General features: G+C 64.1%; 28 protein-coding genes, 2 tRNA genes and 1 pseudogene. 16 read left to right on the forward strand and 15 right to left on the reverse strand.

Going from position 1 to position 26,837, the window contains the following annotated elements:
• Positions 1–36: 36 nt before the first annotated feature.
• Positions 37–318: a hypothetical protein gene (locus tag ACLBWX_RS00800; protein ID WP_447675195.1), complete on the reverse strand. Its 282-nt coding sequence runs from the start codon at positions 316–318 to the stop codon at positions 37–39.
• A gap of 284 nt (positions 319–602) precedes the next feature.
• The gene (locus ACLBWX_RS00805) at positions 603–1,010 is read right to left on the reverse strand and encodes a CBS domain-containing protein (protein ID WP_447675196.1); all 408 of its coding nucleotides are present in this window, start codon (positions 1,008–1,010) and stop codon (positions 603–605) included.
• Between the two features lie 737 nt (positions 1,011–1,747).
• Between ACLBWX_RS00805 and oxlT the strand changes: the two genes are divergently transcribed.
• From oxlT to ACLBWX_RS00820, 3 genes and pseudogenes are all read left to right on the forward strand, one after another.
• Complete coding sequence (oxlT, locus tag ACLBWX_RS00810) at positions 1,748–3,064, forward strand: oxalate/formate MFS antiporter (protein WP_447675197.1); 1,317 nt, start codon at positions 1,748–1,750, stop codon at positions 3,062–3,064.
• A gap of 101 nt (positions 3,065–3,165) precedes the next feature.
• On the forward strand, positions 3,166–3,480 hold the full coding sequence (locus ACLBWX_RS00815) for a hypothetical protein (RefSeq protein WP_447675198.1): 315 nt from the start codon (positions 3,166–3,168) through the stop codon (positions 3,478–3,480).
• 314 nt (positions 3,481–3,794) lie between these two features.
• A pseudogene (locus ACLBWX_RS00820) lies at positions 3,795–4,010 on the forward strand (DUF2867 domain-containing protein); the annotation flags it as partial.
• Positions 4,011–4,275: 265 nt separating this feature from the next.
• Here ACLBWX_RS00820 and frc read toward each other — a convergent pair.
• Positions 4,276–5,526 (reverse strand): formyl-CoA transferase, encoded by a 1,251-nt coding sequence (gene frc, locus ACLBWX_RS00825; RefSeq protein WP_447675199.1) that lies wholly within the window; start codon positions 5,524–5,526, stop codon positions 4,276–4,278.
• A 121-nt stretch (positions 5,527–5,647) separates the two neighbouring features.
• Positions 5,648–6,076 (reverse strand): PAS domain-containing protein, encoded by a 429-nt coding sequence (locus ACLBWX_RS00830; RefSeq protein WP_447675200.1) that lies wholly within the window; start codon positions 6,074–6,076, stop codon positions 5,648–5,650.
• A gap of 335 nt (positions 6,077–6,411) precedes the next feature.
• Between ACLBWX_RS00830 and ACLBWX_RS00835 the strand changes: the two genes are divergently transcribed.
• From ACLBWX_RS00835 to ACLBWX_RS00850, 4 genes are all read left to right on the forward strand, one after another.
• On the forward strand, positions 6,412–6,855 hold the full coding sequence (locus ACLBWX_RS00835; protein WP_447675429.1) for an OsmC family protein: 444 nt from the start codon (positions 6,412–6,414) through the stop codon (positions 6,853–6,855).
• A gap of 31 nt (positions 6,856–6,886) precedes the next feature.
• Positions 6,887–7,282: a YybH family protein gene (locus tag ACLBWX_RS00840; RefSeq protein WP_447675201.1), complete on the forward strand. Its 396-nt coding sequence runs from the start codon at positions 6,887–6,889 to the stop codon at positions 7,280–7,282.
• 43 nt (positions 7,283–7,325) lie between these two features.
• On the forward strand, positions 7,326–8,030 hold the full coding sequence (locus ACLBWX_RS00845; protein ID WP_447675202.1) for an alpha/beta hydrolase: 705 nt from the start codon (positions 7,326–7,328) through the stop codon (positions 8,028–8,030).
• A 239-nt stretch (positions 8,031–8,269) separates the two neighbouring features.
• Positions 8,270–8,914, forward strand: coding sequence for a transglutaminase-like cysteine peptidase (locus ACLBWX_RS00850; RefSeq protein ID WP_447675203.1), 645 nt, complete (start codon positions 8,270–8,272; stop codon positions 8,912–8,914).
• Positions 8,915–8,980: 66 nt separating this feature from the next.
• On the opposite strand, the gene ACLBWX_RS00855 is transcribed toward ACLBWX_RS00850, so the two are convergent.
• The gene (locus tag ACLBWX_RS00855; RefSeq protein ID WP_447675204.1) at positions 8,981–9,715 is read right to left on the reverse strand and encodes a hypothetical protein; all 735 of its coding nucleotides are present in this window, start codon (positions 9,713–9,715) and stop codon (positions 8,981–8,983) included.
• A 335-nt stretch (positions 9,716–10,050) separates the two neighbouring features.
• Here ACLBWX_RS00855 and ACLBWX_RS00860 point away from each other — a divergent pair, with 335 nt between their 5' ends.
• A complete protein-coding gene (locus tag ACLBWX_RS00860) occupies positions 10,051–10,419 on the forward strand; it encodes a hypothetical protein (protein ID WP_447675205.1) in 369 nt (122 codons plus the stop codon).
• 270 nt (positions 10,420–10,689) lie between these two features.
• On the opposite strand, the gene ACLBWX_RS00865 is transcribed toward ACLBWX_RS00860, so the two are convergent.
• A complete protein-coding gene (locus ACLBWX_RS00865) occupies positions 10,690–10,932 on the reverse strand; it encodes a hypothetical protein (RefSeq protein ID WP_447675430.1) in 243 nt (80 codons plus the stop codon).
• A 331-nt stretch (positions 10,933–11,263) separates the two neighbouring features.
• Between ACLBWX_RS00865 and ACLBWX_RS00870 the strand changes: the two genes are divergently transcribed.
• Positions 11,264–11,812, forward strand: a complete 549-nt coding sequence (locus tag ACLBWX_RS00870; protein ID WP_447675206.1) for a hypothetical protein — start codon at positions 11,264–11,266, stop codon at positions 11,810–11,812.
• A gap of 163 nt (positions 11,813–11,975) precedes the next feature.
• On the opposite strand, the gene ACLBWX_RS00875 is transcribed toward ACLBWX_RS00870, so the two are convergent.
• From ACLBWX_RS00875 to ACLBWX_RS00890, 4 genes are all read right to left on the reverse strand, one after another.
• Positions 11,976–13,226: an O-antigen ligase family protein gene (locus ACLBWX_RS00875; protein WP_447675207.1), complete on the reverse strand. Its 1,251-nt coding sequence runs from the start codon at positions 13,224–13,226 to the stop codon at positions 11,976–11,978.
• Positions 13,227–13,918: 692 nt separating this feature from the next.
• Positions 13,919–13,994 (reverse strand) — tRNA-Phe (locus ACLBWX_RS00880).
• 119 nt (positions 13,995–14,113) lie between these two features.
• Positions 14,114–14,338 carry a DNA gyrase inhibitor YacG gene (gene yacG, locus ACLBWX_RS00885; RefSeq protein ID WP_447675208.1) on the reverse strand — a complete coding sequence of 75 codons (225 nt, stop codon included), beginning with the start codon at positions 14,336–14,338 and terminating at the stop codon, positions 14,114–14,116.
• Positions 14,335–14,985, reverse strand: coding sequence for a Maf-like protein (locus ACLBWX_RS00890; protein WP_447675209.1), 651 nt, complete (start codon positions 14,983–14,985; stop codon positions 14,335–14,337). The genes yacG and ACLBWX_RS00890 overlap by 4 nt, the downstream gene beginning before the upstream one ends.
• Positions 14,986–15,243: 258 nt before the next feature.
• Here ACLBWX_RS00890 and ACLBWX_RS00895 point away from each other — a divergent pair.
• Positions 15,244–15,318, forward strand: a tRNA-Gly gene (locus ACLBWX_RS00895).
• Between the two features lie 1,876 nt (positions 15,319–17,194).
• Here ACLBWX_RS00895 and ACLBWX_RS00900 read toward each other — a convergent pair.
• From ACLBWX_RS00900 to ACLBWX_RS00915, 4 genes are all read right to left on the reverse strand, one after another.
• Positions 17,195–17,815, reverse strand: coding sequence for a hypothetical protein (locus tag ACLBWX_RS00900; RefSeq protein WP_447675210.1), 621 nt, complete (start codon positions 17,813–17,815; stop codon positions 17,195–17,197).
• Positions 17,816–18,834: 1,019 nt separating this feature from the next.
• Positions 18,835–20,172 (reverse strand): Y-family DNA polymerase, encoded by a 1,338-nt coding sequence (locus ACLBWX_RS00905; RefSeq protein WP_447675211.1) that lies wholly within the window; start codon positions 20,170–20,172, stop codon positions 18,835–18,837.
• Positions 20,169–20,624, reverse strand: coding sequence for a LexA family protein (locus tag ACLBWX_RS00910; protein WP_447675212.1), 456 nt, complete (start codon positions 20,622–20,624; stop codon positions 20,169–20,171). Before ACLBWX_RS00910 ends, ACLBWX_RS00905 begins: the two co-directional genes overlap by 4 nt.
• Complete coding sequence (locus tag ACLBWX_RS00915; RefSeq protein ID WP_447675213.1) at positions 20,621–20,854, reverse strand: hypothetical protein; 234 nt, start codon at positions 20,852–20,854, stop codon at positions 20,621–20,623. Before ACLBWX_RS00915 ends, ACLBWX_RS00910 begins: the two co-directional genes overlap by 4 nt.
• 123 nt (positions 20,855–20,977) lie before the next feature.
• On the opposite strand from ACLBWX_RS00915, the gene ACLBWX_RS00920 reads away from it, so the two are divergent.
• The 6 genes from ACLBWX_RS00920 (at position 20,978) to ACLBWX_RS00945 (ending at position 26,275) form a co-directional block, all read left to right on the forward strand.
• Positions 20,978–21,265, forward strand: a complete 288-nt coding sequence (locus ACLBWX_RS00920) for a DUF6894 family protein (RefSeq protein WP_447675214.1) — start codon at positions 20,978–20,980, stop codon at positions 21,263–21,265.
• Positions 21,266–21,535: 270 nt separating this feature from the next.
• On the forward strand, positions 21,536–22,696 hold the full coding sequence (locus ACLBWX_RS00925; RefSeq protein ID WP_447675215.1) for a hypothetical protein: 1,161 nt from the start codon (positions 21,536–21,538) through the stop codon (positions 22,694–22,696).
• 29 nt (positions 22,697–22,725) lie between these two features.
• Positions 22,726–23,109 (forward strand): STAS-like domain-containing protein, encoded by a 384-nt coding sequence (locus ACLBWX_RS00930; protein ID WP_447675216.1) that lies wholly within the window; start codon positions 22,726–22,728, stop codon positions 23,107–23,109.
• A 182-nt stretch (positions 23,110–23,291) separates the two neighbouring features.
• On the forward strand, positions 23,292–23,672 hold the full coding sequence (locus tag ACLBWX_RS00935) for a hypothetical protein (protein ID WP_447675217.1): 381 nt from the start codon (positions 23,292–23,294) through the stop codon (positions 23,670–23,672).
• 118 nt (positions 23,673–23,790) lie between these two features.
• Entirely contained in the window at positions 23,791–24,474 is a 684-nt protein-coding gene (locus ACLBWX_RS00940; protein ID WP_447675218.1) for a thermonuclease family protein, read from the forward strand.
• A 319-nt stretch (positions 24,475–24,793) separates the two neighbouring features.
• Positions 24,794–26,275, forward strand: a complete 1,482-nt coding sequence (locus ACLBWX_RS00945) for a methyl-accepting chemotaxis protein (RefSeq protein WP_447675219.1) — start codon at positions 24,794–24,796, stop codon at positions 26,273–26,275.
• Between the two features lie 92 nt (positions 26,276–26,367).
• Here the strand turns inward: ACLBWX_RS00945 and ACLBWX_RS00950 are convergent, their stop codons facing one another.
• The gene (locus ACLBWX_RS00950; protein WP_447675220.1) at positions 26,368–26,835 is read right to left on the reverse strand and encodes a MucR family transcriptional regulator; all 468 of its coding nucleotides are present in this window, start codon (positions 26,833–26,835) and stop codon (positions 26,368–26,370) included.
• Positions 26,836–26,837 lie beyond the last annotated feature (2 nt).

Below are 26,837 nucleotides of genomic sequence, written 5' to 3' on the forward strand. Positions count from 1 at the left end.
GTAGGCCTCGCCCGGATGCCTCTCAGGTGCTTGCGCTTAGGCGGCCTGGGGTTCCTCGATCACCTCGAGACGCAGTTGATACTGATCGCCCCAAAGGTCCGCGGCCTTACCGTACCAAGCTGCATCGAAGTACTTGCGGCAGCAGAACTCGCTGGCCCAAATGCAGACCGCGATCAGGCGACCGTCGACCACCTTCACGTGCCGACTGATCAGTCCGCTCGTTATCCCGGTCGATGGGCACATGTCGATGCTCGTCATCCCATAGCTATTCTCGCCGCTGAAGATCACAGGGCAGTCGAGGATTGCCAGGAAACGCATGGGGATCACTCCTTCAACTCCCTCACCGCAGATGACGGCACCTTGCCGAAGCCACGAGCGATGATGGGCGCCAGCTCTCCCGAGCCAGCTTTGCTTTGCCCCACTCACCGTCGAGCGAGACTAAAAATCTGAGTTCGATCGCATTCCGCGTCAAGGTTTGGGCATCGCAAAAGATTTCGCCGCAGACCTGCGGAGTTCCTTTGCAATGCGAGAGCCAAACGCCGGACGTCTCAACGCGAACATCGCCGATCAACGAGAGTTCCGATCTCAGCCGAATCCCCCCATCAGGCAGTCGATGCGTGTGGAGCCTCGGCAACACAATCCCAGATACTCTGAATTGAATGCAGGCAGAGGCCGTCCATGATCGCGATGTGGTTGGTCTTGTGCGCGCAAAACAATTGCAGCCGATCCGCCGAAGGGGTCCGAACGTCGGCAGTGACGCATTCCGGCGTGGTCAGCATCCAGACCAAACTGTCGAGGGTGTCCAGCCCCCTATCGGACATGGCGCGGAAGATCTCGCGCTCCGTGAGTATTCCGATAAAGGATCCGGTCTCGTCGCAAGCCCCGTCCACGACGATCAAAGCATCCACCTCCGGTGTCGAGAGGAGGCGCATCGCCTCGCGCACGGACCGGTCCATACGGATGTAGCGCACACGAGAGGCTTGACTGCCAGGCTTCTGGCTCGCGCTCATGGCGCCGATCCTTCGGACTTGTGACGTCTTATGGTCGAAGCCTGGTATACAGAATTTCAGCTGTCAACGCGCGTATTGAAATATCCTGCAGAAACACGAGACAGACGCGCTGGATTGTCGTTCGTGCGCCTAATTCGGCGCGATCCAGCGACGCCGCCCCAATCGGACAAAGCACATATTTTGTGGGCCGCCATGCTGCGTCGCAGCAAAGAATTCTATGGTTAGCAGAGATGGGGACGTTTCAGTAACGGTCACACCGGTTCGCGTCGCATCGATCTTCTGCATCGCGCGATCCCTACCGATCGGCATTATCGCGCACCTTCCCGATGCGGAGGCTTCGTCAAACTCATGGCAGACAAGCTGGAATTCGCGCTCGACCCTCCTGCCCGCCAATTGACGAGCGGACGAAATCCCAGCCCTCGGCAGGTCGTGTCAGCGGCTCGCCGATCTCCCGCATTCATCGGGACGTGGTGCCACAAGCGCACCGAGTGACTTCCTAAATAGCTGCAGGACGGACTTATCGGCTCTCGAAAGCGTGCTGACGTCCGGCAGCTGCGCTGCATTGCGGGATCGATTTCTTGGAAACCAACTCTTGACGATCGGTTCGACGCGAGAGAGGCTGGTATTCCACATACCAAGCCGGCGACAAGCCCGGCGGCCAACGGCCCCCGTGCGCAGCATCGGACGCAGAGCCGATCGCGTACTCGTTTCAGCAAGAGTCTACCGGAGGAAAAGCCATGTCGAGGGCGGAAACCACAACCGAGCGCGTATCCGACAGTTATCGATGGGGACAGCTCGTCATCGGCGTCATCTGCATGGTGATGATCGCAAACCTGCAATACGGCTGGACGTTCTTCGTCCCTGATATCCAGAAGAAGTTCGGTTTCGATCGCGCAGCGATCCAATGGGCCTTCACGCTGTTCGTGCTGTTCGAGACCTGGCTCGTTCCGATCGAGGGCTGGTTCGTCGACAAGTACGGCCCGCGGGTGGTGGTGCTGTTCGGCGGCCTCCTGTGCGGCATCGGCTGGGTGATCAACTCCTATGCCACCTCCTTGAACATGTTCTATCTCGGTCAGGTCGTCGCCGGCATCGGTGCGGGCGCGGTCTACGGCACTTGTGTCGGCAGTGCCTTGAAATGGTTCCCGGACAAGCGTGGGCTGGCTGCCGGCATCATCGCCGCCGGCTTCGGCGCCGGCTCGGCCCTCACCGTCGCACCGATCCAGTGGATGATCGCGGATCACGGCTTCCAGGCCGCGTTCTTCAACTTCGGTATCGGTCAGGGCCTCGTCGTCTGCGCGCTGGCGTTCTTCTTCACCTCGCCGAAGAAGGGGCAGGTTCCCGAGGCTGCCGTCAACACGAACGTCATCCAGACCCGGCGCAACTACACCCCCGGTGAGGTAGCCCGGCAGCCGATCTTCTGGCTGATGTACTTCATGTTCGTCATCGTGGGCGCCGGTGGCCTGATGATCACCGCCAACCTGAAGCCCATCGCTGCCGATATCGGCGTCGACAAGGTGCCGGTCACGATCATGGGCATCACCATGGTGGCGATCACCTTCGCGGCGACCATCGACCGCGTGCTCAACGGCCTGACCCGCCCGTTCTTCGGCTGGGTCTCGGACAAGATCGGCCGCGAGAACACGATGTTCGTCGCCTTCGCGATGGAAGGCTTCGGCATCTACATGCTCTACCTGTGGGGCCATGACCCGCTGTGGTTCGTGCTGCTCTCCGGGTTCGTGTTCTTCGCCTGGGGTGAGATCTACTCCCTCTTCCCCTCGACCTGCACGGACACCTTCGGCACCAAGTTCGCCGCTACCAATGCGGGCCTGCTCTACACCGCCAAGGGCACCGCGGCGCTCCTCGTTCCGGTGGCGAACTACCTGCAACAGGCGACCAACAGCTGGGACGGCGTGTTCCTGGTGGCCGCCGGCGCCAACATCCTCGCTTCGCTCCTCGCCATCGCGGTGCTGAAGCCCTGGCGCAAGCGGGTGGTGGCGCAGGCACTCGCCGTCTCCGACGAGACCAAGCCGGCCCCCCGCATCGTCGCGGCCTAACGGTCTGAACGAACCGATCGAAGAATACCCGCGGGGGCCGGACGATCAGTCCAGGCCCCCGCGGCCGTTTCGCCCCCCGCCTTCCGCTCCGGAGATGCCCGATGCCACCGCTCGCCCCCTGGCGCCCGATGCACACGGCGCCCCAGACCGTCGCGCGGATCTGGCTCAATCACCTCACCCTCGGACCGATCCTGGCCGAGGGCCGGCCCGGACGCTGGTACGCCCCGAGCGCCGCACGCCAGGTCTGGCGCTGGTACCGCCCGGCCGGATCGGACGCCCTGGAGCCCTTCAGCGGCTGGCTGCCCGAAGAGGCGATGGCAGGCCCCCATGATGCGATAGACGTCGACACCGCGGCGCGTTCCCCCGTCGATGGCCCGATCTCCCGCAGGCTTCAGGACACGGAACCGCACGGCTGAACAGGGAAGGCGCTCTTTGGATGCCCCTTCAGAGCACATCCGGGCCAAACGCCCGGTGATTGCGGCGCGGGGGAAATTGCGCGATTGCACCCTCCGTGAGGTGCAGCCATACGGGATAGCGCCGGGGTTGTGACCGAAGGAAACTCGGGGCTTGGCCTCGGTTCCCCACGCCCGTCTTTTTCAACCGGTAGCCGATCTGGACTTCCACGATGCCCAGTCGATCACCGTACCGGTCGCGGTGACGCCGGTCCAAGCAGGGAATCTCATCCCGAGGGACACCGACCGGTCGTGCGAGCGGCATCCGCGTGCGCGACATGATCTCCTCGCGCTTCGGCACGAGACCGATCAGCGGATATCGCGGGCGCGCCCGGGCTTCGGTGCGAGTTGGAGAAAGGCTTGATTTCTTCCTTGTGGAGCACGCCGATGCGGACATGTTGATCCTCACGGAGCGTGATCGGCACCTCGACGTCGTGATCTGCCTCTCCACGCAGAACCGTCGGCTCACGATCACAGCGTCCGTCGTCACGCACAATGCGTTCGGGCGCTGCTACATGCTCCCGGTCGCGCCAGCCCATCGGCTGATCATTCGCCACGATCTCAGGCGAGTGCGACGCAGGCTTCAGGACCGAACACCACAGTCCATGATGATCTCAGCCATTCGGCAGAGGATCAACGGCGACGACGGATACAAAGGGGTCCTGCACCCGGACGAAAACAGACGGCGCACCTCTCGGCGCGCCGTCTGTCGGTTCGTCCGGCAGCCGCCCCGAGGGACGGCTGCGATCTCTGGCTGTCTCAGACGGCGCGGGCCTGGTGCAACTGCTCGATCTGCTGCTGGGTGTAGCCGAGGTCCAGGAGAACTTCGTCGGTGTGCTCACCGAGCAGCGGCGAGGCCTTCACCTCGACCTGCATGTCGGAGAACTTGATCGGGCTGCCGACGGTCAGGTACGAGCCGAGCTTCGGGTGCGGCACCTCGACGACGGTGCCGCTGGCGCGCAGCGACGGATCGTTGGCGATCTCCTTCATCGACAGCACCGGCGAGCACGGGATGTCGAACTTGCGCAGGATGTCGACGGCCTCGAACTTGGTCTTGTCGGCGAGCCAAGCCTCGATCGTGCCGAAGATGTCCATGATCTTGTCCTGGCGCGCACGGGCGGTGCTGTAGGCCGGGTCGTTCTCCCATTCCGGCTTGCCGATCGCCTTGCAGATCGGCGCCCAGGCATGGCCCTGAATCGTGAAGTAGATGTAGGCGTTCGGGTCGGTCTCCCAGCCCTTGCACTTCAGCACCCAGCCCGGCTGGCCGCCGCCGCCCGCGTTGCCGCCGCGCGGCACCACATCCGAGAACTCGCCGTGCGGATACTGCGGGTACTCTTCGAGGTAGCCGAGGGCATCGAGGCGCTGCTGATCGCGCAGCTTGACGCGGCAGAGATTGAGAACCGAATCCTGCATCGAGACGGCGACCTTCTGGCCCTTGCCGGTCTTGTTCTTCTGGTGAAGCGCCGTGAGAATGCCGATGGCGAGATGCATGCCGGTGTTCGAGTCACCGAGTGCGGCGGCGCTGACGGTGGGCGGGCCGTCCCAGAAGCCGGTGGTCGAGGCCGCGCCGCCGGCACACTGTGCGACGTTCTCGTAGACCTTCAGGTCCTCGTAGTGGTGGCCGTCCGAGAAGCCCTTCACCGAGGCGAGGATCATGCCCGGGTTGAGCTCCTGGATGCGCGACCAGGAGAACCCCATACGGTCCAGGGCGCCGGGGCCGAAGTTCTCGACCATGACGTCGGATTGCTTGATCAGATTCTCGAGAACTTCCTTGCCCTCGGGGGTCTTCGTGTCGAGCGTCAAGGAGCGCTTATTCGAATTGAGCATGGTGAAGTAGAGGGCGTCGGCGTCCTCGACATGGCGAAGCTGCGTACGCGTCACGTCGCCGGACCCAGGGCGCTCCACCTTGATCACGTCAGCGCCGAACCAGGCCAGGAGTTGCGTGCAGGCCGGGCCTGCCTGGACGTGGGTGAAATCGATGATCTTGATACCCTCGAGCGGCTTGCTCATCGTGGCGTTCTCCCTGCTGGCTTAGACGAAAGCGAAGTTCGAGACGTGCCCGGTCGATCCGGGTTCTGGGTTGGCCGGGCTCCCGTCGAGCGGGGGTCCCACGGCGTGTCGCGTGCCGCCCTCAGGCGACGCGGGATTCGAGGTCCGCCAGGCGACGGCGCAGGTCGCGCTCGTCGTTCCAGCGCTGAGTCTCGTCGCGGATGATCGCGGCGATGCCCGTAACGGCGTTGTCGGGGCCGTGGATCAGCCCGACGGTGAAGGCGATGGAGAGCGTGTGACCGTCCTTGTGGATGGCCGGCACCCGCAGGACGTCGGCGCCGTACTTGGTCACTCCCGTCTGCATGGTCTTGGCATAACCCTCCCAGTGGCGCTTGCGCTGCCGCTCCGGCGTGATGAGGTCGAGCGGCTGGCCGATCGCCTCCGCCGCCGTGTAGCCGAAGATCCGCGTCGCGGCGGGATTCCAGACTGTGATGGCGCCGCTCGGGTCCGACACCACGACGGCGTCGCCGGCCGCCGCCACGAGGGCGGAAAAATCGATCGAGCTCGTCATGCGCTGACCCTTAGTCTCCCTGTCCGTGTCGCGGATGTCGTCTCCGCTGCCCGGTTCACCGACCGGGCGGGCTCGAATCTGGGATCGGATGACGGTCATCCGCCGGCATGGAACACTCCTCTCCTTGTCCGTCAGGCCGGAGCCTGTTCGGAGGCATCGCGAGGACTTCGTTTTTTCGGTGCCACAGTCGTTGGTATTTGGTATGCCAACGCCGTTGGAGTGTCAACTCGCGCTGCCATCGTCAACCGGCGAAGGGAGCCCGAGCTCGGGTGACGGCGTTCTCGAAACGGACCGGCACGGCGCGGATAACGAGAACCGGCAGGGGGAGGGGCGCAATGGGTGCAGGCCCGAGCATCACGATCACGCAGATCGAAGGCTATAAGTTCGCGATCGATTTTGGCGGGATCCTTCCTCATCTGGTCGTGGACGAGGCCGTTCCCATCGGCAAGGGCGAAGGCCCGTTTCCCGAACAGCTTCTCGTCTCGGCGGTGACGAACTGCCTGTGTGCCAGTCTCGTCTTCGCCCTCGGCAAGTACAAGCAGGAAGCCGGCGGCATCCGGGCCGAGGCGCATTGCGAGGTCACGCGCAATGCCGAGAACCGCCTGCGCATCACGGGCATCGCAATCGCCATCAGCCTCGGGGCGACCGCCGACGCCGTGCCCCGTATCGACCGGGTGCTGGAGCAGTTCCAACGCTTCTGTACCGTCTCCGAGAGTGTGCAGGCCGGTATTCCCATTGCGGTCTCGGTTCGCGACGGCGCGGGCGCGCTGCTGACCTGAACCTCCCATTTCATTCACGGAAGGATCTGCCATGACGACGATGCCTGAAGCGTCCGGCCACAACCCGCCGCTCGCACACGAGCCGGAAGACCTCGCCCGCCTCTTCAACGAACGCGCCAACGCGGGCGATGTGGAGGGGTTGGTTGCCCTCTACGAGCGTGACGCGGTGCTGGCCGCCGGCAAGGTGGTGGCCACGGGGCACGTCGAGATCCGGCAGTTCTATGCGGACCTCCTGGCGCGCAAATCCGATTTCCCGGCCGCAGAGACCCTTCCGGCGATCCGGAACGGCGATCTCGCCATGACCTTCGCACGCTTGCCGAACGGGACGATTTCGGTGGAGACCGCACGGCGCCAAGCCGACGGCGGATGGCGCTGGCTGATCGACCAGCTGAAGATCAAGCCGCTTGAAGCGGACAAGGCCAACTGATGGGCGGCCGCCCTTTGGAAATTCCCGACAAGCAGGCTTCCGCATGATCGATCCCCGACTGGCCGGCCGGCTCGCCTTCGCGCACCGGCTGCCCACGCAGGAACCCCTGTCCCCAGGCCGCCACGCCCTCGGCCTGTTCGCCCAGCGTGACGCGGTCCTCGTGGTGCCGGAGGGGATCGAGCCGCGCCGGCCGACACCCCTCGTGGTACTCTTCCATGGCGGAGGCGGCAGCGCGGAGAAGATCCTGCCGATGCTGGAGGCGCATGCCCGGGCGCGAGGCTTCCTGCTGCTCGCACCCCAGTCGTTGTTTCCGACCTGGGACCTGGTGATCGGCGGCCACGGCCCAGACCGGGAGCGTGTCGACGAGGCGCTGGCCGAAGTCGGCAGCCGCTACCTTCTCGATCCGACGCATTTGGTCTTCGCGGGCCATTCCGACGGCGGCAGCTACACGCTCTCCCTCGGCCTCGCCAACGGGCACGTGGTCACCCACCTCCTCGTATCTTCGGCCGGTTTCCTCTCCGTCCACCTGCAATCGGGCGCGCCGCGCATCTACCTCTCCCACGGCACCCGCGACGAGCAGATCCCGATCGACCGAAGCGCGCGAGTCCACGTCGCCCAGTTGCGGGAGGCCGGCTACGCGGTCACGGCAGTCGAGTACGACGGCCCGCACGCCTACGATCCGGCGGTCGTGGCACGGGGCGTGGACTTCATCCTGGCCGAAACCGACACATCCGACTCCGCCGACTGAGCGGCGATCCACCCAAGGTGGAGGGTAGCCTCGAGCCGCCGCGCCGGGATGTTGCGTGTCGGTCCGAGGTCCCGGACACGCGCATCGACGCCGGAAAAAAATTTACCGGTCCCGCCCTACGCTGAACCCACTCGAGGGGTGTGTGGATCGACGTTCACTCCCCGTTTCGTTTCGCGATCGGTGGAGGTTCGAGCTTGGTACGGTGTGACAGCTCGGCCCGGTCGATCCTTGCGAAGGGGATGTCGGCAGCTCTGGTCCTCGCGAGTTTCGCGGTGCTCGACACCGGTGAAGCCTCCGCCAACTCGAAACGGCCGGACAGTCCCAGCGACCGTCGCAGCCCATCGGGACCGATCCTCGCCGGGGGGCCGGCCTTCGCTCCGTTCGCCTATCTCCGCTTCTGCCAGAAGGCGCCGCGCGACTGCGCCCCGGATGGACGGGACGAACCGCTCGAAATCACGGCGGCGCGGCTGAAGGAGCTCGCCGTCGTCAACGAGGCTGTGAATCGGCGCATCGCTCCCAGAGCCGGCCTTTCGGAGGCCGGCGCGTGGTCCCTGACCGCCAGACAGGGTAACTGCAACACCTACGCCCTCCAGAAGAGGCACGAACTCCTCGCGCGCGGCTGGCCGATCGGGACCCTGTCCCTGGCCGTGGTCGTGACGCCGGAGGGCGTCGGACACCTCGTCCTCGTCGTCCGGCAGGCATCCGGAGACCTCGTCCTCGACAACCTGCACCCGGATATCCGCCCCTGGACGCAGACAAACTATCGTTGGAGCAAGATCCAGGCGGCCGGAAACCCGGATCTCTGGCTCGACATCCCGGCGTCGGCCCGGCGGATGGCTCTCGGGCCTGCGCGCGCGCCGGTCGCCGATGCGCGCGCCGAGTGACGTCGGCTCTTGGGCCGGCCGTGTCGAGGATGCGTCCCCGGATTCCCGGATCTCCCTGCCGCTCCTTCAGTGCCAGGGTCGATCGGGCTTCTCGGGGATGCCCGGCATGCGGACCTCGATGCCGACCCGCTTCAACGCCTGCTGGAACTTCGTCTGCCACAGGACCGACACGCCCTTCGTCCGGCCGATGAGTTCGGCCTGCAGAGCGGGCTTCACCGACAAGAACGTGGCCACGGTTTCGTCGATGAAGCGCCCCTCCACGAGATCGGCGAATTCGACGAGGGCGCGGTCGCGAAGATCCGGGGGCATAAGGCTGAAACGTTGGAGGACGAGGCGGTTGCGCTGTGCGGCGAGCCATCCTTCCCGAGGTGCGAATGCATAGGAATTGCGCAATTTCCGGTACGTGTCCTCGCTGACGCCGGTGCGATTGAGCTCGACCCAGGCCAGTGTCAGCCAGGCGAGCCCGTCGCGCGGATAGCAGGCCAGCAGGTTCCGACTGCGCAGATCGAGTCCGTCCATCGCCGCATCCATCGCGTCGAGGTCGGCGCGCTGCATGAGCGCACTCGCCAGCTGGGAACGGACGATCAGCCAATGCCGCATCCGGCGCCGCGCGCAGGCGGGCGAGGCCTTGTCACGCCGGTTCGCCTGCGCCTTCAGCGCTTCGACGTCGAAATGATGCCCGCGCACGATCGACATCGCCGCCGAGGCCGCGTTGTCCGGAGCGATCGAGATGGCTCGAAGCTGAAGCAGTGCCGCCGCGACCGCGATGAGTGCGAGACAGCGAATGAGGGCAGCGAGCATGGCACCGGAGATCATGATTCGACGGTGCGCCCGATCCAGGATGCAATCGGTAGTCGACTGGGCGGAGGGCATCAAGCCGATCGCACTTCGACACACGAGTTGGGAGGATATCCACCGTTCCGGGCCACCCGATAGGCAGTTCCCCCTTCGTCGCGGCGCGTCCGAGGGGCCGCCGCCGGTCGGATCCGCATGAATTCGCTTTCACCTCGCGACGCAGCCGGGGCGCTCGCCAACGATCTCCGCAATCGGCTGATTTTTGCCTTTTAATCAGATCTTTACGGCACATCGTGACTATGAATGCAGACTAACCCGGTTCTGCGTGGGGTGTATGCGTGATGGAAGCCGCCGAAAAGCCTGTGCCGATGGATTCGCTCGACAAGGAGGCGGATCGGATCCGGAGCATTTTCAGCACCTCGTTTCCGCATTCGAGCGAAGACCTGAACCGTCTGATCCCCGAGAACTTCACCGATACTCTGACGCGACGGGCGGAGCCCGCCGTCAAGGCGGAGACCGATGAGTTCGATTGGTCGATCACGCTGGCCAACATCGAGGCGATCGTCGATGCCGGTAACGCCAGCAAGGCCCTCGTGGCAGACGCCGAGCGGCGAGCGGAGATCGCGGAGGCCAAGGCCAAGGAGGCCATTCACTGGCTCCGAATCCTGCACGAAGCCGTGCTGAGGGGAATGCCGAGCCCCTCGACTTGAGGCAGGGCACTGCTCCAACACCGAGGCGGCGGGCTGCGGAGCGGTAAATCGATCGCCCGCGGAAGACCACATCCGGCGATCCGCCTCGCGTCGTGAAAAGAGGTCATCGACGCCCGGGCGGAATGCTTCGAGCGATCGGCCATCCTCGGGTCGTGCCGACGGAAGGCAGCGGGTCTCATTCGAGAGCGTTGGCGCCGTCGCCGGAGTCCCCCCGCGTCGTCCGCGCGCCGACAAACCACCGGTTCCCGGGGCCGACGTCGATCCCGGCCACTACCCCGCGCGGCTCGACGGAGCCTGCCACTCGACACCGGCATGTTCGCGGACGTCGCCCGGCACGCTTCCCGTGTCGGCGTCGCTCGCCCAGCCGCTCGGCTCCGCGACCTCGACGATCTCGTCCTCCGGATAGGCGGCCTCGAGGAACAGCCGCGCCTCGCCCTCTGCCGCGGCCCGCACGGTGACCAGCGGCTTCGTCCCCGCAGCGGACCTGATCTTGGCAATGAACAGCTTCGTCATCATCGGTCTCCCGGAGCGATCCTGTCCCTTCACAAAGGGCGATACCCGCAAAGAGCAAGGGAGCGGAATCGCGGCCTCGAATTCGGCCGGGACTCGCCTGACCCAAGCTCGCCTGCGTCGGAGTCGCCTTCGCAGACCGTCGAGCGAACGAAAGGCGTGCTGGTCGTTCCGCCACGGCGACGCCCCTGCTCGGCCTTGAGCTGCACCCACCGAGGAGCCTCCGGCCGCAGGAATCGATGTCCGGCCGCTTCGCAACGAGTCTGAAACCTCCGCGGCGCCATGCTTCCCGGCGAAAGATCGGCCCGGGGCGAGTGATCGGGCAGCGAGGGACATGGCTCAGACGTCGAAACGCCGCCTGTTCCTGGAGCGGGTCTCCTGCCGAGCGCCCGGGGCGCCTCTCGGAGCCCTTGCTCTCGAGGCGGAGTTTACCCGCGAGAATGTCGAGACCGCCTGCCAAGCCCTGTCCCTGAAGCTCGTGTCCCTCGTCGAGGTGGATGACGACGGCAATTACGCGTTCCGCATCACGCGGCCCGGCCTCCTCCTCCTCGATGGGCAGATCGAGGAAGCGGCGGCCCTGATCGACCGAGGGCTCGGCATCCGGAGGCTCGCCGCTCCTCCTCCCTGGGGCCTCCTCGGCAGCAAGCTTCGTCCCGGCGGACCCGGGATGTCGTTGAAGGGAAGCGGTCCGCGCGCCTATGCGACCCAGTTGATCCTGGCCGTGGCGTCCGGCCACGCGATCGTCCAGGGCGACGTCGTGCGCGGCAACGCGAACGCGCCGCGCCCCGGCTCCACCGGCGAACCGCGCCGCTCCGAACGGCTGGGGAGCTCGGCGCCGCTCCGGGACTGGGGCCGAACCAAGGACCGAGACCGCCCGGTCTGATCCCGGACGACCGCCCCCCCGATGCCTCGCGGCGGGTGCCCGTCCTTCCCGAAAATCCCTTACGGAACGATCGCCCGGCCGATCGATTCGACCGTCACCGCGCGTCCGGCCTTCGGGGCCATCGTCCCGATCGCGACAGCACCGGGCGCGCGGCCGACTCGGGTCACCGGAAGCCTATCGCGGGGGCCGCGGGGGCATCGCGCCCATCCGGCGTCGGGGTCCTTCGTGCATCCCCATCCGGCAGCGGTGCCGTCAGCAACCTGGACCGTCCCAGCCCGCACCCGACGAGGGCGGCGAACACCACAGCGTAGCCCGGGATCTGGAGGGAGAAATCGACGATCGAATGCAGGGTGCCGAGGCCTCCGACGGCGAAAGCCGCAACGACGACGGAGCGATCGCGACCCCTGACGCGGCCGGCGCGCCACATCGCGAGGGCAGCCCAGGCCCAGAGCGCGCAGAGAACGGCGAGGACCGGCACACCCCACTCGACGGCAATCTCCAGGGGCGTGCTGTGGGCGATGTCCCAGACGCCGAACATGCCCAGGACATCGCTGCGATAAGCGGGAAACGCCGCCTCGAACGACCCGGCTCCGTGGCCGAGCCAGGGTCGTTCCCGCATCATTTCGAGAGCGATCCGATACATTTCCAACCGACCCGGATCGGCGAAGCCATGGGCCTGGATGCGAAGACCGACCTGGCCGCCCCAGATCTCGACCAGGGCAAGACAGGCGGCCACAGCGGCGAGCGCGGCGCGCTTGCGGTAGCGCCGGAGGGTGACGTAGCTCGGAAGAAGACGAAACAGGCTGAACAGCAGCGCACCGACGGTGAGCAGGAGGCCGGCGCGTGAGCCGGTGAGCGTCACCGCCGCGAAGCAGGTGAGGCATCCGGCCAGAGTGGTCGCGCGCCAGAGGCGCCGGCGGAGCCGCATCGAGCCGGACCAGGCGCGGAGCCCCAGGATGAGCCAGATGACCGCAACGCTGCCGAAATAGGTCGCGGCCGTGTTCCTGTTGACGAAGGGACCCGTCATGTTCCCCACATACGCGACCTTCTTCACCCAGAGCACGCGATCCGGCTCGATCTCGAGCAGGAGAATGCCGAAGCCTGCATAGAAAAGGCCGGACCAGGCGACCACGTGGAGCAGCCGCTTGGCGGCCTCGCGGTCGGCTCCGATCGGCAGCGCTCGCAGCGCGGTGAGGGCGAACAGGAACGAGGGGGCAAGGGTTTCCATCGGCAGGGAGGCGATGCTCGAGGCTCGCGGAAGCGGAGTTCTGTCGATCTGCGGTGCGACGGAACGCCAGATCGGATCCGGCACGGTCCACCACGGGTCGGGCAGGAACTGCAGCAGGGTGACCACGCCGACGATCAGGATTGCCAGGACGATCCGGGCCGCCGCTCGGTGGAGTCGATCCGGCATCCGGCTCCATGGCGCACCCAGGCAACTGACCCCGATCAGGACGAGGAACACATTGGTCCAGAACGGCTCGATCGAGCCGAACGGGAGAGGCGCAGCTGCGACCACGACGAACAGGAGGGCCTGAGATCCTCGGTCGACCGCCTTCAGCACACGTCAGTTCCTGGTTGCGGCACTCGGCGCCGCGAGGCGAAGTCCCATCGACGTGACCTCGGCGCCCGATACCAGATCCGTGCGGGTGCCCTGGACTGGCGCGATCGGATCGAATTCTGTCGACCGTCGAGGTCATCGTTCGCATCATGGGGTGATGCACAACGATCGCGTTCGATCGATCATCCTCCAAATCGAAGAAACCCGCCGCGGCCGAAGCCGGGCGGGCGTGGTTGTGAGACCTAACGGTTGATCGGGCGTCGACCTCAACCCATAGACCCCACACCATCTGCGATCGATTCGCAGCAACAATCCGGCAACAGACGAAAAAATCCCGCCCGGGTTACTCCGGGCGGGTGAAGGTGACGGCTCCCGATCTTCGGGAGGCTCTTTGTAGACGATTGGCCAATGGATAATCATCCGCCGGCGGCACTCGTCACACAGGACACCGTCGAGACCGAACCGATGTTCGAACCCGCGTCAGATCACCGGCAAGGCATACCTTGACCGAAGCTATTGCTTGGAAAATCAATTCAGGAAAACGATGGTGCCCAGGGACGGAATCGAACCGCCGACACTGCGATTTTCAGTCGCATGCTCTACCAACTGAGCTACCTGGGCCTCCGCCGGTTCGCGAGAGCGGCACCGGCTGGAGCGGGGGTATAGGGGGTGGATTGCGGGCTGTCCAGCCTCGATCCGAAGAGATTTTTTCATTCGATTTTGCCGACGGATCGACGCCCTTAGTCGGCGCGGTCGGACCGGGAACCGACGCCCTCCGCATCCTCGTCCTCGTCCTCCGCAGTCGGGATGACGTAGCGGTCGGTCAGCCAGCGCCCAAGGTCGACGTCGGCGCAGCGGGCGGAGCAGAACGGCACGAAGGCGGCCTCCAGCGGCTTCCCGCAGATCGGGCACGGATCGGGCTTGGACGGCCCCGCGCGTCGGCGGGCGGCATCGACATCGCTCATGCGGGTTCCCCCCAGGCGGCGCGAACCGGAAACCCCTCTCCCTCGAGCAGGCTGACGGTCTCGTAGAGCGGCAACCCGATCACGGCACTGTGCGAGCCCACGAGTTTCACCACGAAGGCACCCGCCAGTCCCTGGATCGCATAGCCACCAGCCTTGCCGCGCCATTCGTCGGAGGCGAGATAGGCATCGATCTCCCGGGTGGACAGGCGCTTGAACCGGACACGGGTCTCGACCACCCGCTCGCGGCGCACGTCCTGGGGTGAGAGCAGGCAGACGGCCGTGTAGACCCGGTGCTGGCGCCCTGAGAGGAGACGCAGGCAATCGGCCGCCTCGTCGGGCAGCTCGGCCTTGGGGAGCACGCGGCGGCCCACGGCGACGACCGTGTCCGCCGCGATGAGATAGGCATCGCGCAAGTCGTCCCGCCGCCGCGCCGCGGCTCCCGCCGCCGCGAGCTTCTCGCGCGCGAGGCGCCGGGCGAGTTCGCGGGGTGTTTCGGACTTGCGCGGGGTCTCGTCGATATCCGCCGCGAGGAGCGCGTCGGGCTCGATCCCCACCTGCTGCAGGAGCGCGAGGCGCCGGGGAGAGGCGGAGGCCAGGATGAGACGGGCGCTCCGGCCCGGAACCAAGGTGTCGTCGATCGTCGTCACGTGCGGGCCGTCATGCGCGGGGTTGGCATCCTGTGAGGGGGCGGGTGGACACGACCGGCTGAGGCCGCGCATCGGCATGCATGCGCGCCATCCACGCTGGCGAGGCGGCCGGAACCTAGCGGAAACCCCTGACCTTGTGAACGCGCCTCCGCGAAAGGGTCTGGTTTTGGCACGGCCCCGTGGACAACGGGTGCGGGTCTGATATGGTCCCGCTCGTGGTCTCCGGGGCCACCGCTGCGGCCTACCGATCCGCGCGGCGCGGGCGTAGTTCAGTGGTAGAACGTCAGCTTCCCAAGCTGAATGTCGTCGGTTCGATCCCGATCGCCCGCTCCAATCTTTACAATCACTTAGCTTCGGTTTGCGGCGCCGTCCCACACAGTCATCTCACATAGCGGCTTGAGATCGGCGCTCAGTGTGAGAGATACGGCCTCCCTCGCAGCCTCCGTAAGCGCGTCTCGGACGCATCTGGTCCAGACCGCGCACTCTTTGCCGAGGTGTGGTTTGCCTGCACCGGCAGGCAATCGCCGGATACGAAAGCTCGCTTCGCGATCCTCCTTGATGCGAAGGCTTGGACTGATGCAGCCCTCCTGTTGGCACGCTCAGCCTTGCCGGAAGGCCGCCTCTCCATCATGGCCGACTGCGGCATCCTCTCGATTGTGATCGGGGCTGCGAACCTGGCCCCTGATACTGGCGCTGGTGGATCACGCGCTATCCATCGGGCGGATGAGTTCGGTTGGGCGATCCTCGCCGCCGTTCTGGACGAGTTGCTCGCGTTGCGACCCTGCCAGGATGAGTAGGGACGCGGGAGCCTCAATCAAGGTAACGTCCCCGACAGGCGTCGTTCGACCGTTCCAAGGCACACTCATGAAACCCGCCGTCCTATCGCTGGCAGCCATCAGTTTGCTCATGGTGGCGCAGGCGCACTCACAGAGCCTTCCGCCCCCTTGAGACGATCCGAGCTCGAGAGAAGCTCCTCGTACCCAGCGTGAGCGGGATTTGGGCCTCGATGGAAAGCCGCGTGGGCAGAGAGAACTGTCGGCTCCGGACAAGGATGGCTACTCGACAGAGGAGCCCGGTGACGATGAGGACGACGATCTCGGCGAAGCCCTTCGTGAGGTTCAGCCCTCGAGGCCACAGGCTCGCTAATCGGCGGCGGATCCCCATGCGCTCTCTAATGTTCGCCCTGCTGCTCGTGTTTTCAGCCGCGCCAAGCGCCCATGCCGAGCCTGCGTCGACCCTCAATGGACTGTGGCAGCTGCTCGGCTCCTGTTCTCAATCGGTTGGCGGGCCCGCGGGGTCAGCGGGCTCAGAGGTCACGGTCCTGTTCAGCATCTAGCGCGATGGCAGCCTGCAGGGGCAGCCGCGGATCACGCATTCGAAGCTCGTGGGTGATGACGCTTCCCAAAAGGGGTTTCTCGCCGGTGTGCTGGGCAGCATCGCGCGCTGCTTCCCGCTCTCCATCACGGACGGGCTCGGCGGCGCCGTTGCAGGTCGTCCGCTGCGTCTTCGGGTGATGAACCGCGCGAGGGAGCGGGGCGCATAGCGAGCTTACGGCCGTCGCGCACCCACCCAAACTGCCGATGACCAAGTGCAGGCCCCATCGGTCAGCGCCCCAGCCCACAGTCGCACGCCGTTCGAACCTCGCTGACCACGGGCCGTTGACCTCTCAACAGGAGAGACATCAATGCGCGCCGAAACCTCCACGACGAACAAGACCCGAGCTTCCGCTTCCTATGATGCTACGCGTGTTCGCATGCATGCAGGAGAGAAGGAGAAGGGTGGCAAACCTTCCATCGAGGTCAACGAGGACGACATCGCTGCGCCGCGCCTCACCCCTTAGGGGCGAACAGATCCTGACGAGGCAGGAGAGGACGAGACTGATCCGATGGGCGGCGTGAAGAAGGGCCAGAGCGACAAGGCAGAGGGGTAGCACGACGGGTCCAAGCTAGCCCACGATCCATGCCAAGGGTATAGAGCTCTTGGACGGGCGGACTGACGCAGCTTTCGACCGTGGCTGGAATACGCTGGGCGGTACGCGACGCCGCGCCGTTCTCGAAAGTCGCGATGGCACTCGGCACGACCGAGAAAGTGGTCGAGGGCTTCTATGGCTACCACGCACCGGAGCATCTGCGCAGCGTCGTCGAAAGCGTATCTCGACGACGCTGAATTGAAGTGTTCTTCTGCGTAATAGCGGAAACTCGAACGAAGTTTATACGAATAAATTCTGTTTTAGCACCGATAGATTACAGGCTATTGCATTCGTATATGCTGGCTCAGACCCGGTATCCCCATAAACGATGCCAAAAAGTTTATCCCCCTTCGAAACGGGGCCACCAGAGTAGCCTTTAGCGCTCGGCTTATTCAATTTAAATTTCCACAAATCCAAGGCTTCAACTTCGGCCTGGAATTCAGACGATCCAATCAAGTGCGCGCCGAGCTTTGGAAATCCAGTTACATCAACTTTCTCTCCAATATTTGGCTCTCTAATTAAAGAAGCGTCAAACTGTCCGTATTCGTTGAGAGCAAAAATTTCATTGCTGCTCAACCTGACCGAAATTACATCGATCAATTTTGAAGAGAAAGGTTCTTCTACTATTCGCACTCGATTGGGGAAGATCGATAGTGGTAGACTTAAGCTATTCCCGACAACACTAATTGAGCCTGGCTGCAAATGCGTCGTTTTTATTGGATTAACAAGCTGACCTGTTAAGCTGTGAAGGCAAGTTACTAACCATACGGAGGTATTGTGTTGAACAAGAAAGGCCGTCCCTGCGTTTGCGAAGTCTCCTTTTAGATAGCCATGTATTGGAATAGGCCGGGGAACTTTCAACGCAGATTTCCTATGTAACGAACACCATGTTATGATGCCGCGAGTAGCCTATGCGGCTGTGGGTCGGTTTGGATTTATTTATTATCGCCCGCTTCGCGCCTTTTCGATCTCATCCGCTAAGCTGTTGATCGCTGCCGCGATGTCGCGAAGAAAATCAGGATCAGTCGGAAGCTCGAAGCCATCTCCTGCCACGGTTCCCGAGCCCGCATACTCTAGGCTGGTTACGGCCCGCGGTATATGCTGCACGAAGACGCCGGTCGGATGCTCGCCATTTACTACATACCGACAGTTATCGGGTTTGGGAGCTATCCACCCCTGTCTCGTCTTAATTGGCATGCTTGCTTCCGTTCTTAGATGCGTTGCGCATAATTGGCTTTGCAACGGCAGCCACTTCAACAAAACGATATCCGCTTACCTCCGGCTCTCGCCTATCTGATCAGGGCGGTGTCGGACAACTCGGTCGCGTCTCCTGACGCAACTTCACAATGAGCTTGGCGAGCTGGTAGGGATCGCGGCGGCGCTTGGGGGTCACAGCCACTTCTTGGCTTCTCCAGACTTTATGCCAAGCGCAGTCAGGACAGCCTCGGATACTGGTGCTTGAGCCCAAATCCTAGGACCGTTTGTCGCCTGCGCGACAGAGGTGATTGCTGCTTGCTCATCCGTGATGGCAGCGAACCATACCTCGTTGATGAGATCTTCCCCCGCTCTGTCCCACGTCACACCTACTGCCCAGCCGTCAGCCATGATCCGCCTCACTGTTGATCGTCGTATCTAGCGTGTTGCCATTGCCCTACAAGGCTTGGCCACCCGCACTGAGTTTCAAACAGACCCACTACCGCCCCTGACAATGGCATACGTGAGCGCACGCTCAGATGGCTGATGGTTCGCACCGGCTGGAATAGCTACCGAACCTCCCCCCGGTTATCCCCGGAAACCAGGGACCGAAACGTCCCGCGAAGGCCGAATTGGCCTTCCATCCAAGGGCAGGCACAGGGGGGTGGTTAAAAAGGTCTAATCCTTCACACGGAGAGGGCCGACGGTGCAGGCCATCTCGCATTCCCGCATCCGGCATGCGCTGTCGGCAACTCACTGACCTGCGTGGTGTAGCGCGGGCTACGCATTTCGAATTTCGTCGACCAGGTCCGTTTCTCGGTGAGCCCGGCCCGAGCCGGCACGACCGCGCCCCGCCCGAAACGGGCGTTGCAGGCGTCCATGGCCGCCATCAGCGGCGCGCTGCGCTCGCGGTCGAGCTGTCCGATCAGTGCCCGCGGCGCATCCTCCAAGAGCTTCAGGTCTGTCGTGACCACGCCGGCCTTGCTGTAGCGCCAGGGCCGGTCGCTCGGCGCCTCGCGCCAGGTGCGCGCCACGCCGGCCTGTGCCGCCTTGATCAGTGCCATCGTGTCGTTCGTGGCCTCGGGCAGCGTCACGGTGGTGGAGACCGAGCGCATCGGGTCGCCGCGGTCGTGCTCGCTCGTGTGGTAGAAGACCGAGACGTGGGTGGTACCGAGGCCGCCGCGCCGTAGCTTCTCGGCCAGACGCGTCGCATGCGCGGCCACCGCCTGCTCCAGGGTCTCGCGCTCGGTGATGCGCCGGGAGAACGAGCGGGTCACCGCGCAGCCCTTGCGCTGGGCCGGCATCAGTTCGAGCGGCAGGCAGGCGAGCCCACGTAGTTCGTAGATGATGCGCTCGCCCACCACCGTCATGGCCTTACGCACCGGTCGCGGGTCGAGGTCGCGCAGGTCGGCCACCGTGTCGACGCCGAGCCCGATCAGCTTGGCGAGCGAGGCCCGGCCGATGCCCCAGACCTCGGCCACCGAGATCCGGCAGAGCCAGTGATCGTAGGCGATCGGGTCGGTCAGGTCGCAGACGCCGTCGAGGTCCGGGATCGTCTTGGCGATGTGGTTGGCGAGCTTCGCCAGCGTCTTCGTGGGCCCGATGCCGACGCAGGTTGGAATGCCGGTCCAGGCACGCACCGTTGAGCGCAGGTCGCGCGCGAGTGCCACCCGGTCCCGGTCACGCACGTCCGAGAGGTCGAGGAAGCTCTCGTCGATGGAGTAGATCTCCACCGCCGGCGAGAAGTCGCGGTACACGGCGTTCGTGCGGGCGCTCATGTCGCCGTAGAGGGTGTAGTTCGAGGAGAAGACCCTCACGCCCTCGCGCTGGCATTGCTGGCGGATCTTGAACCAGGGATCGCCCATTTTGATGCCGAGCGCCTTGGCCTCGGCCGTGCGGGCAATGGCGCAGCCGTCGTTGTTGGACAGCACGATGACCGGCACGCGGGCGAGCTTGGGGTCGAAGACCCGTTCGCACGAGCAGTAGAAGCTGTTGCCGTCGATCAGCGCGATGGCACGGCTCATCGCACCAGCCCGGCGCGTGCCACGTGCCAGCGGATGGAGAAGCGCACCACGCCCCAGATCTCGCCCTCGATCAGATCCTCGACGGCGAAGGCCGGCAGGTCGGGATTGTCGAAGGCGAGGCGCGCGACATTGCCCTCGATTACGAGGCGCTTCAGGCTCATGGTGCCATCGACGATCGCCACGACGACGCTGCCGTTGCCGGGCTTCAAGCTACGGTCGGCGACCGCCAGATCCCGGTCGAAGATGCCGGCGCCGCGCATGCTGTCGCCCGAGATGTTCCAGGCGAAGGTGGCGGGCGGGTTGGGCGCCAGCCAGCGCGGTAGCTCCAGCGCGCCCTCAAGGAAGTCGTCGGCCGGCGATGGGAAGCCGGCGCAGAGCGCGGCACCCTGGATCGGGATGCGGACCGTGCCGGCGCTGTAGGGCGGAAGCTCCGCGATCCGGAGCAGCTTCATCGGCCGGTGCCTGGGCTGATCGCGCCGTCGCGGATGAAGCCCCGCGAGATGAACCGGCGCTGCTGCGCAGTCCGATGCTCAGCCTCGGCGAGATCGCCTAACGCATCCTCAACTGCCTGGACGAGGGCAGCCCACGCGTCGCCCCGTGCGGCACGGTGATAGGCGAGCGCGATCGTCTCCGCTTCGGTGAGACGGATGTCCACAGGGGGTTCATTGGGCTGGGCCTGCATTGCGCGTCCGGCTGCGGTTAGAACACAACGGGAACAAACCGCATAGCCGGGCGTGGTTCAATCGCAACGGCCGAGCCGGGAAACAGGGCGGTGGACGCCTGTGGAGCGCGGGGTAGAAGACCAATGCCGACGCGGCTTTACCGCTTCCACTGTACGGATGGGCACGATCTCGTCGCTGATCTGCGCGGCCAGCGACTGCCGACGCTGGCGCTCGTGCGCCTCCACGCCGAGCGCGTCGCCCTTGATTTGATGCTCCACGGGGCGCGGCTCGATTGGTCAGGCTGGTGGGTCGAAGTCTACGACGCCGTCGGACGGGTGGTGCTGACGAAGGCCTTCACAGACGTCCGGATTGATCGTTCGATCGGACGGGGTGGGAACCGCAGCATGACCTCGCGGACGCGACTGAGCTGAGCGCCGTCACGATCCGCGCCTTCGAGCGCGGCGGCGAGATGCGAGACAGCAATCGGAACCTCTTAGGGCTCGCCTTGAAGAAAGCCGGCCTCGAGTTCATCCCCAAGAACGGGGTGGAGCTGGCGTGCGGTTCAAGGATCGAAACAGCGAACCTGGGTAGGCGGTGCCGTCGAACGCCGCGCTTCCAGCCAGGTGACGCTGGTTTCGTCGTTTGCGACAGGGTAGAGGCCTGAATGCTTCAACTGCCCGCTGCGGACGCAAGCTCTCTGAATGAAAAAGCTCTCCGCATTCCAGAAAATTTGGCTGATCCGACATGCGCGCCGAGCTGCACGGCGTCGCGAGGATGAACGTGCGCGTCGATGCGCAAAGCGGTCGGGCCAGTCCTACAAGCGTGCCACCGGATACTGGCAGGGCAAGCGGCGGCGAATGTGGGTTTCCGCGCGGCCTAGGCCCGTGCCTGCACTTCTGTGCTTCGATCAGAATTTCGATGAGACGGTGGAATTCATTTCCGGCCTCAGTCGACAGCTTTGTAATCAATATCTGGAAGGCCGGAACAAGATACGCACTCGGCGGAGGCCGATAGGGTGGTACGATTTTGGTCAACTCGCCGAGATCTCACCAGGAGCAGGTCTGATAGTCGCGGCGGAATTTGATCGGGCTCGGATCCTGACGCGAACCCGGCAGATGTTCACGATCGATATGCATAAGTGGCAGCCACAGCCAAGAAAGATGCTTTTAAGCCTAGGCCTTCTGCCCCTTCTTGGAATTGATACGGCGGACATGCAGCCCGACGCCGATCAACTCATCGTTCCGTTCCGCGCGGACACAAGCGTCGACATGCGCGTCGCATCCGACACCCTGCGCGAGGTCATCTCTCTTGCTGCGTCTGCGGCAGTTATCGGGATCGAGGCGGATCCGCTTTCTAAGTTCCGCACATTCCTCATGGCGATCGGCGAAGCGCTGAACAACACGAGCGATCACGCGTATCCCGACGCTGTCGAGACGGAGCTTCCCAACGTCGGACGCTGGTGGATTACCGGTGCCGTCGATCCGGTAGCACGTCGGCTGACGTTCGCTGTCTACGATCAGGGCGTGACAATTCCACGTGCGATCCCGTACGGACGTCGCCACGAACGCGTGCGACGGTTTTTGAACCGCCTTACAGGGAATGGATACGATCCCGAGGACGCTTCGCTGGACGGCCAGACATTAGCGGCGGCAGTGCGAGTGGGTATCTCGGGGACTGGCCTTTCTCACAGGGGGCGTGGCCTTGGGCTGATGCGTGATTATATCCGGAACGAACGACAGGGCCGTTTACGGATTATCAGCAGGAATGGGGAATTTGTGGCATGTTCGGGACGCAAGGACGAATACCGGACGCGGGGCGTGACGCTCAACGGCACGTTCGTCGAATGGATCGTCGACCTGTGATGCAGCAGATTGCCTCCGGAGATCGCTCCATGAGCGTCGCAGAGAAGCGGGACACGCCTACCCGAACGCACATCATCAAGATTGCATCCGATTTTACGCGGACGCCTGGCGGCCGTTCCGGCCGCAATGGCAGCTTCAACGGTGTGGAGTTTCGCACGCGCTGGCTGGAGCCGGCTTTACGTGATGCGGTGGCGACAAACGAACGAGTTGTTGTCGATCTCGATGGCGTCGATACCTACATCGGCTCGTTCCTGGAAGAGGTGTTCGGCGGGCTCCTTCGAGGGATGTTCGATAGCTACGCCGAGGCGATGCAACGGCTAGAAATTCGCGGCACCGGCGAGTTCGAGGTTTTTCGCGATCTCGCACTTGAGTACATGCGTGAAGAGGACGCCAAGAAGCCAAAGCGCCGTTGACGATCTCGTGCCCAGAGCCCGCGCAGACACTCACTGCAGGCTCGATAGCTTGGTCCTTTGTCGCAGGTTTGGGCGTCGCCGCCATCCCGCTGACTGTGATGTGGGTGAAGCTCCGCCTTGACCAGCTCTCATCTCGCTGTGACACGTTCGCTGAAGTGATAGGAACGATCTCCGACCTGAGCTTGGACTATTGGCTGCTCGGTGTCCCTCGCGAGGATGGAGTTCTACCGGAAGCAGCATCTGACGAGGCGAAGGAATTTACCTCGACTGCCTTGAAGCACGAAATCCGCCTTCGAGGCTCGCAGACGGTGCTACAAGCCGACGTCGAGCGCATGTCGCGGGATCTCCCCCCTGCGCGACGTGGGCCTCTCAAAACCGAGTTCGTTGGTCTGGTCCGCGCATTAACCGGGGGCAAGTTCGGTGAACGGGACGGCTTCACCGAGCCACATAAAGCGCTTGCTGCTGTCGTTGCAGCCGGGCGTATCATTCGCATCGCTCGAGATGGGCGAGACGAGATTTCAAAACCTTGGAACATGGTCCGCTTCGTGTTCGGCCGGCTCTGACGGGGACGGTTCGCATGCTGCACACCTTGAGCGCTTGAACGCGGCCTCTAGCCGCGCACACGAGTTGCGGAAGTAATGGGCCCGTCGTTCTCAAAATTCAGCGTGGTAGAGCCCCCGCATGCGCTCCTGGCCCTGCCTCCTCATCCTGCTCATCGCCACTTCGGCTCTGGCCGATCCGATCGTCGGACGGGCCTCCGTGATCGATGGCGACACGCTCGAGGTCCGCGGAACGCGGATCCGGCTGCACGGCATCGATGCACCCGAGAGTGCGCAGCTTTGCAAGGATGCCGACGGCAAGGATTACCGCTGCGGTCAGACAGCGGCACTCACCCTGTCGGACCACATCGGCAATCGGCTCGCGACCTGCGATCCGCGCGACACCGACCGCTACGGCCGGGTCGTAGCCGTGTGCCGGGCCGAAGCTGAGGATCTGAACGCCTGGATGGTCCGCCAAGGCCATGCCATCGCGTACCGGCGCTATACCGAGGACTACGCCAACACCGAGTTCACGGCGAAGGCGCTCCGGCACGGCATCTGGGCCGGCACGTCCCAGGAGCCGTCCGAATGGCGCCGGGAGAAGCGCGCCGGCGGCGAGCATGCGCGGCCCGAGACAGTCACACCGCCGAGCAAGGCGAGCGGCTGCAACATCAAGGGCAACATCTCGGCCGGCGGCGAGCGGATCTACCATCTGATCGGCTCACGGGATTACGAACGAACCCGGATTAACGATCGCGCCGGCGAGCGCATGTTCTGCTCGGAGGACGAGGCGAAGGCGGCCGGGTGGCGAGGGTCACGAGGCTGAGCGTCAATTCGAGCACTATCAGCATGTCGGCGTAGTCCCCGTACCCTCCGGACAGTACCTCGTCATCAAAGGCGATGTTTGGCGGGAGGATAAGCCACTGGCCGCTCACAAAAGAACATATCTAGCGGCGAATGCGGGAGAGCGCGAACTTGAATGAGCCTGACGCAATCTTCAATAAGGCAACCAGCTTCATCGCAGTTTCGGCATTCTTAAGGATCTGCCTGTACACGTTTCCGTGAGCGTGGCGTGGCAGGTACGATACGGACCTGCATTCACGAGATCTGGACGAGCCCTTCACGGCTCTCGCTGGAGGTCGGCGATGTTTGGTGCAAGGAACGCAGCTCGGTCGAATGCCGAAGCGACGCTGGCGGCTCTAAGCCGCTCACTCGGCGTGATCGAGTTCAACCTCGACGGCACCGTGCTGACTGCTAACGAGAACCTCCTCAGTGTTCTCGGCTACAGTCTGTCCGAGATCCAGGGTCAGCATCATAGTCTCTTCATCGAGCCATCCTACAAGGCGAGCGCCGAGTACGACGCGTTCTGGGACAAACTGCGCGCCGGCGAGTTCCAGGCTGGCCGCTACAAGCGCGTTGCAAAGGGAGGCCGCGAGGTCTGGATCAGAGCGACTTACAACCCGGTTCTGGACCGCTCGGGTAAGCCGTACAAGGTCGTCAAGGTTGCGAGCGACATCTCCCATCAGATTGCTGAGGAGGCAGAGCGGCGCGGGCAGGTTGAGGCTATCGGCAAGGCGCAAGCGGTGATCTCGTTCGACCTCGATGGCATCGTCCAGGAGGCCAACGAGAACTTCCTCGCCGCATTGGATTACACGCTGCCAGAGATCCAAGGCCGGCACCACAGCCAGTTCGTTGAGCCTGCCTTGAAAGCTAGCGCCGAGTACCGCGCGTTCTGGGGCAAGCTCCAAGCCGGCGAGTACGTGGCAGGCCAGTTCAAGCGCATCGGCAAAGGCGGACGCGAGATTTGGATCCAGGCCAGCTACAATCCTATCTTCGACGCAAGCGGCCGGCCCTACAAGGTAGTGAAGTTTGCCACTGACATCACCGCGCAGGTCAAACTTCTGGCTGACCTTAACCGGCTGATCGAGGAGAACTTCGGCGAGATCGACACCGCCATCCTGCGCTCGAACCATGAGGCCGACGAGGCCACGCAAGCGGCGGGCACGACCGCCAACACGGTGCAGACCATGGCCGCGGCTGCCGAGGAGCTTGCTGCCTCCGTGGCCGAGATCTCTCAGAGCATGGCAAAGTCGCGGGCTGCCACGGACGAGGCTAATGAGCAGGTGAGCGGGGCTGCTGAGTTCACTCAAAGGTTGTCACAGGCGGCGACAGCCATGAGTGGCATCGTCAGCCTGATCCAGAACATCGCCGGCCAGATTAACCTGCTGGCTCTGAACGCCACGATCGAGAGTGCGCGTGCTGGTGAAGCCGGGCGCGGTTTTGCGGTTGTGGCACAGGAAGTGAAGAACCTCGCCAACCAAGCTGCGCGTGCTACCGAGCAGATCACGGGCGAGATCGACAACGTGCAGGCGGTCTCAAAGCAAGTCGTAGGTGCCCTCAACACGATCAAGGGCTCGGTTGAGCGGATGCGTGACTACGTGGTGAGCTCAGCAGCGGCTGTGGAGGAGCAGAGCGTCGTCACGCGCGACATGTCGGGCAACATGCAGGATGCCGCTGGAGCAGTTGGTGCGATAGCGCAGAACATCCTGGCAATTTCTAGCTCTGTGGCGAGCGTCACACATGCGGTCGAAACGACCAAGACAGCCGCACGCGTGCTTGCCCGGTAAGGACCCGATGACAAGCGTCGATTTCAGCTGCCGGGAATGACGAAGCCCCGCGCCGATGAGGGCTGCGGGGCTTCGCGCACTGCAAGCAGCTCTTATGCAGCCTTCTTGCGGCGCCCTGCTGACGATTGCTCGCCCTGGGTGCGTCCGGCGACCCGGCCGAGACCGATCGACTTGGCGAGGTCGGAACGCATGGCGGCGTAGGACTGAGCGACCATCGGATAGTCGGCCGAAAGACCGAAGCGAACCCGGTAGCTTTGCGGGTCGAGCCCGTGGCTAGTCAGGTGGCGCTTCAGGGTCTTGTAGGTCTTGCCGTCGAGGAAGCTGACGATGCCGTCAGGCGTAACGGACTTGCGGATCTGAGCTGCGCTCAGCTTCTCGACTTTCGGCTCCGACGCGGTTGGTGCAGCGCTGATGGCAAGGCTACCGAGAGCAGCGTGGATGGTGCGGATCAGATCCGACAGTTCGGTGGGCCGAACCGAGTTGTTCGACACGTAAGCGGCAGCGATATCAACAGCCAGCTCCGCGAAGTTGAAGGCGTGACTTTCAGAGTTTTCAGACATCC

It is taken from the genome of Methylobacterium sp. M6A4_1b, assembly GCF_053345175.1.

Excerpts from the sequence above, each read along its gene's own strand:
- ACLBWX_RS00940 (WP_447675218.1), top strand. The coding sequence starts at position 23,791 with ATGCGCTCCTGGCCCTGCCTCCTCATCCTGCTCATCGCCACTTCGGCT.
- ACLBWX_RS00840 (WP_447675201.1), top strand. The coding sequence starts at position 6,887 with ATGACGACGATGCCTGAAGCGTCCGGCCACAACCCGCCGCTCGCACAC.
- ACLBWX_RS00800 (WP_447675195.1), bottom strand. The coding sequence starts at position 318 with ATGCGTTTCCTGGCAATCCTCGACTGCCCTGTGATCTTCAGCGGCGAG.
- ACLBWX_RS00860 (WP_447675205.1), top strand. The coding sequence starts at position 10,051 with ATGGAAGCCGCCGAAAAGCCTGTGCCGATGGATTCGCTCGACAAGGAG.
- ACLBWX_RS00855 (WP_447675204.1), bottom strand. The coding sequence starts at position 9,715 with ATGCTCGCTGCCCTCATTCGCTGTCTCGCACTCATCGCGGTCGCGGCG.
- frc (WP_447675199.1), bottom strand. The coding sequence starts at position 5,526 with ATGAGCAAGCCGCTCGAGGGTATCAAGATCATCGATTTCACCCACGTC.
- ACLBWX_RS00950 (WP_447675220.1), bottom strand. The coding sequence starts at position 26,835 with ATGTCTGAAAACTCTGAAAGTCACGCCTTCAACTTCGCGGAGCTGGCT.
- yacG (WP_447675208.1), bottom strand. The coding sequence starts at position 14,338 with ATGAGCGATGTCGATGCCGCCCGCCGACGCGCGGGGCCGTCCAAGCCC.
- ACLBWX_RS00850 (WP_447675203.1), top strand. The coding sequence starts at position 8,270 with ATGTCGGCAGCTCTGGTCCTCGCGAGTTTCGCGGTGCTCGACACCGGT.
- ACLBWX_RS00835 (WP_447675429.1), top strand. The coding sequence starts at position 6,412 with ATGGGTGCAGGCCCGAGCATCACGATCACGCAGATCGAAGGCTATAAG.
- ACLBWX_RS00915 (WP_447675213.1), bottom strand. The coding sequence starts at position 20,854 with ATGCAGGCCCAGCCCAATGAACCCCCTGTGGACATCCGTCTCACCGAA.
- ACLBWX_RS00845 (WP_447675202.1), top strand. The coding sequence starts at position 7,326 with ATGATCGATCCCCGACTGGCCGGCCGGCTCGCCTTCGCGCACCGGCTG.
- ACLBWX_RS00875 (WP_447675207.1), bottom strand. The coding sequence starts at position 13,226 with ATGCCGGATCGACTCCACCGAGCGGCGGCCCGGATCGTCCTGGCAATC.
- ACLBWX_RS00830 (WP_447675200.1), bottom strand. The coding sequence starts at position 6,076 with ATGACGAGCTCGATCGATTTTTCCGCCCTCGTGGCGGCGGCCGGCGAC.
- ACLBWX_RS00815 (WP_447675198.1), top strand. The coding sequence starts at position 3,166 with ATGCCACCGCTCGCCCCCTGGCGCCCGATGCACACGGCGCCCCAGACC.
- ACLBWX_RS00870 (WP_447675206.1), top strand. The coding sequence starts at position 11,264 with ATGGCTCAGACGTCGAAACGCCGCCTGTTCCTGGAGCGGGTCTCCTGC.
- ACLBWX_RS00920 (WP_447675214.1), top strand. The coding sequence starts at position 20,978 with ATGCCGACGCGGCTTTACCGCTTCCACTGTACGGATGGGCACGATCTC.
- ACLBWX_RS00925 (WP_447675215.1), top strand. The coding sequence starts at position 21,536 with ATGAAAAAGCTCTCCGCATTCCAGAAAATTTGGCTGATCCGACATGCG.
- ACLBWX_RS00905 (WP_447675211.1), bottom strand. The coding sequence starts at position 20,172 with ATGAGCCGTGCCATCGCGCTGATCGACGGCAACAGCTTCTACTGCTCG.
- ACLBWX_RS00930 (WP_447675216.1), top strand. The coding sequence starts at position 22,726 with ATGAGCGTCGCAGAGAAGCGGGACACGCCTACCCGAACGCACATCATC.
- oxlT (WP_447675197.1), top strand. The coding sequence starts at position 1,748 with ATGTCGAGGGCGGAAACCACAACCGAGCGCGTATCCGACAGTTATCGA.
- ACLBWX_RS00910 (WP_447675212.1), bottom strand. The coding sequence starts at position 20,624 with ATGAAGCTGCTCCGGATCGCGGAGCTTCCGCCCTACAGCGCCGGCACG.
- ACLBWX_RS00945 (WP_447675219.1), top strand. The coding sequence starts at position 24,794 with ATGTTTGGTGCAAGGAACGCAGCTCGGTCGAATGCCGAAGCGACGCTG.
- ACLBWX_RS00865 (WP_447675430.1), bottom strand. The coding sequence starts at position 10,932 with ATGACGAAGCTGTTCATTGCCAAGATCAGGTCCGCTGCGGGGACGAAG.
- ACLBWX_RS00805 (WP_447675196.1), bottom strand. The coding sequence starts at position 1,010 with ATGAGCGCGAGCCAGAAGCCTGGCAGTCAAGCCTCTCGTGTGCGCTAC.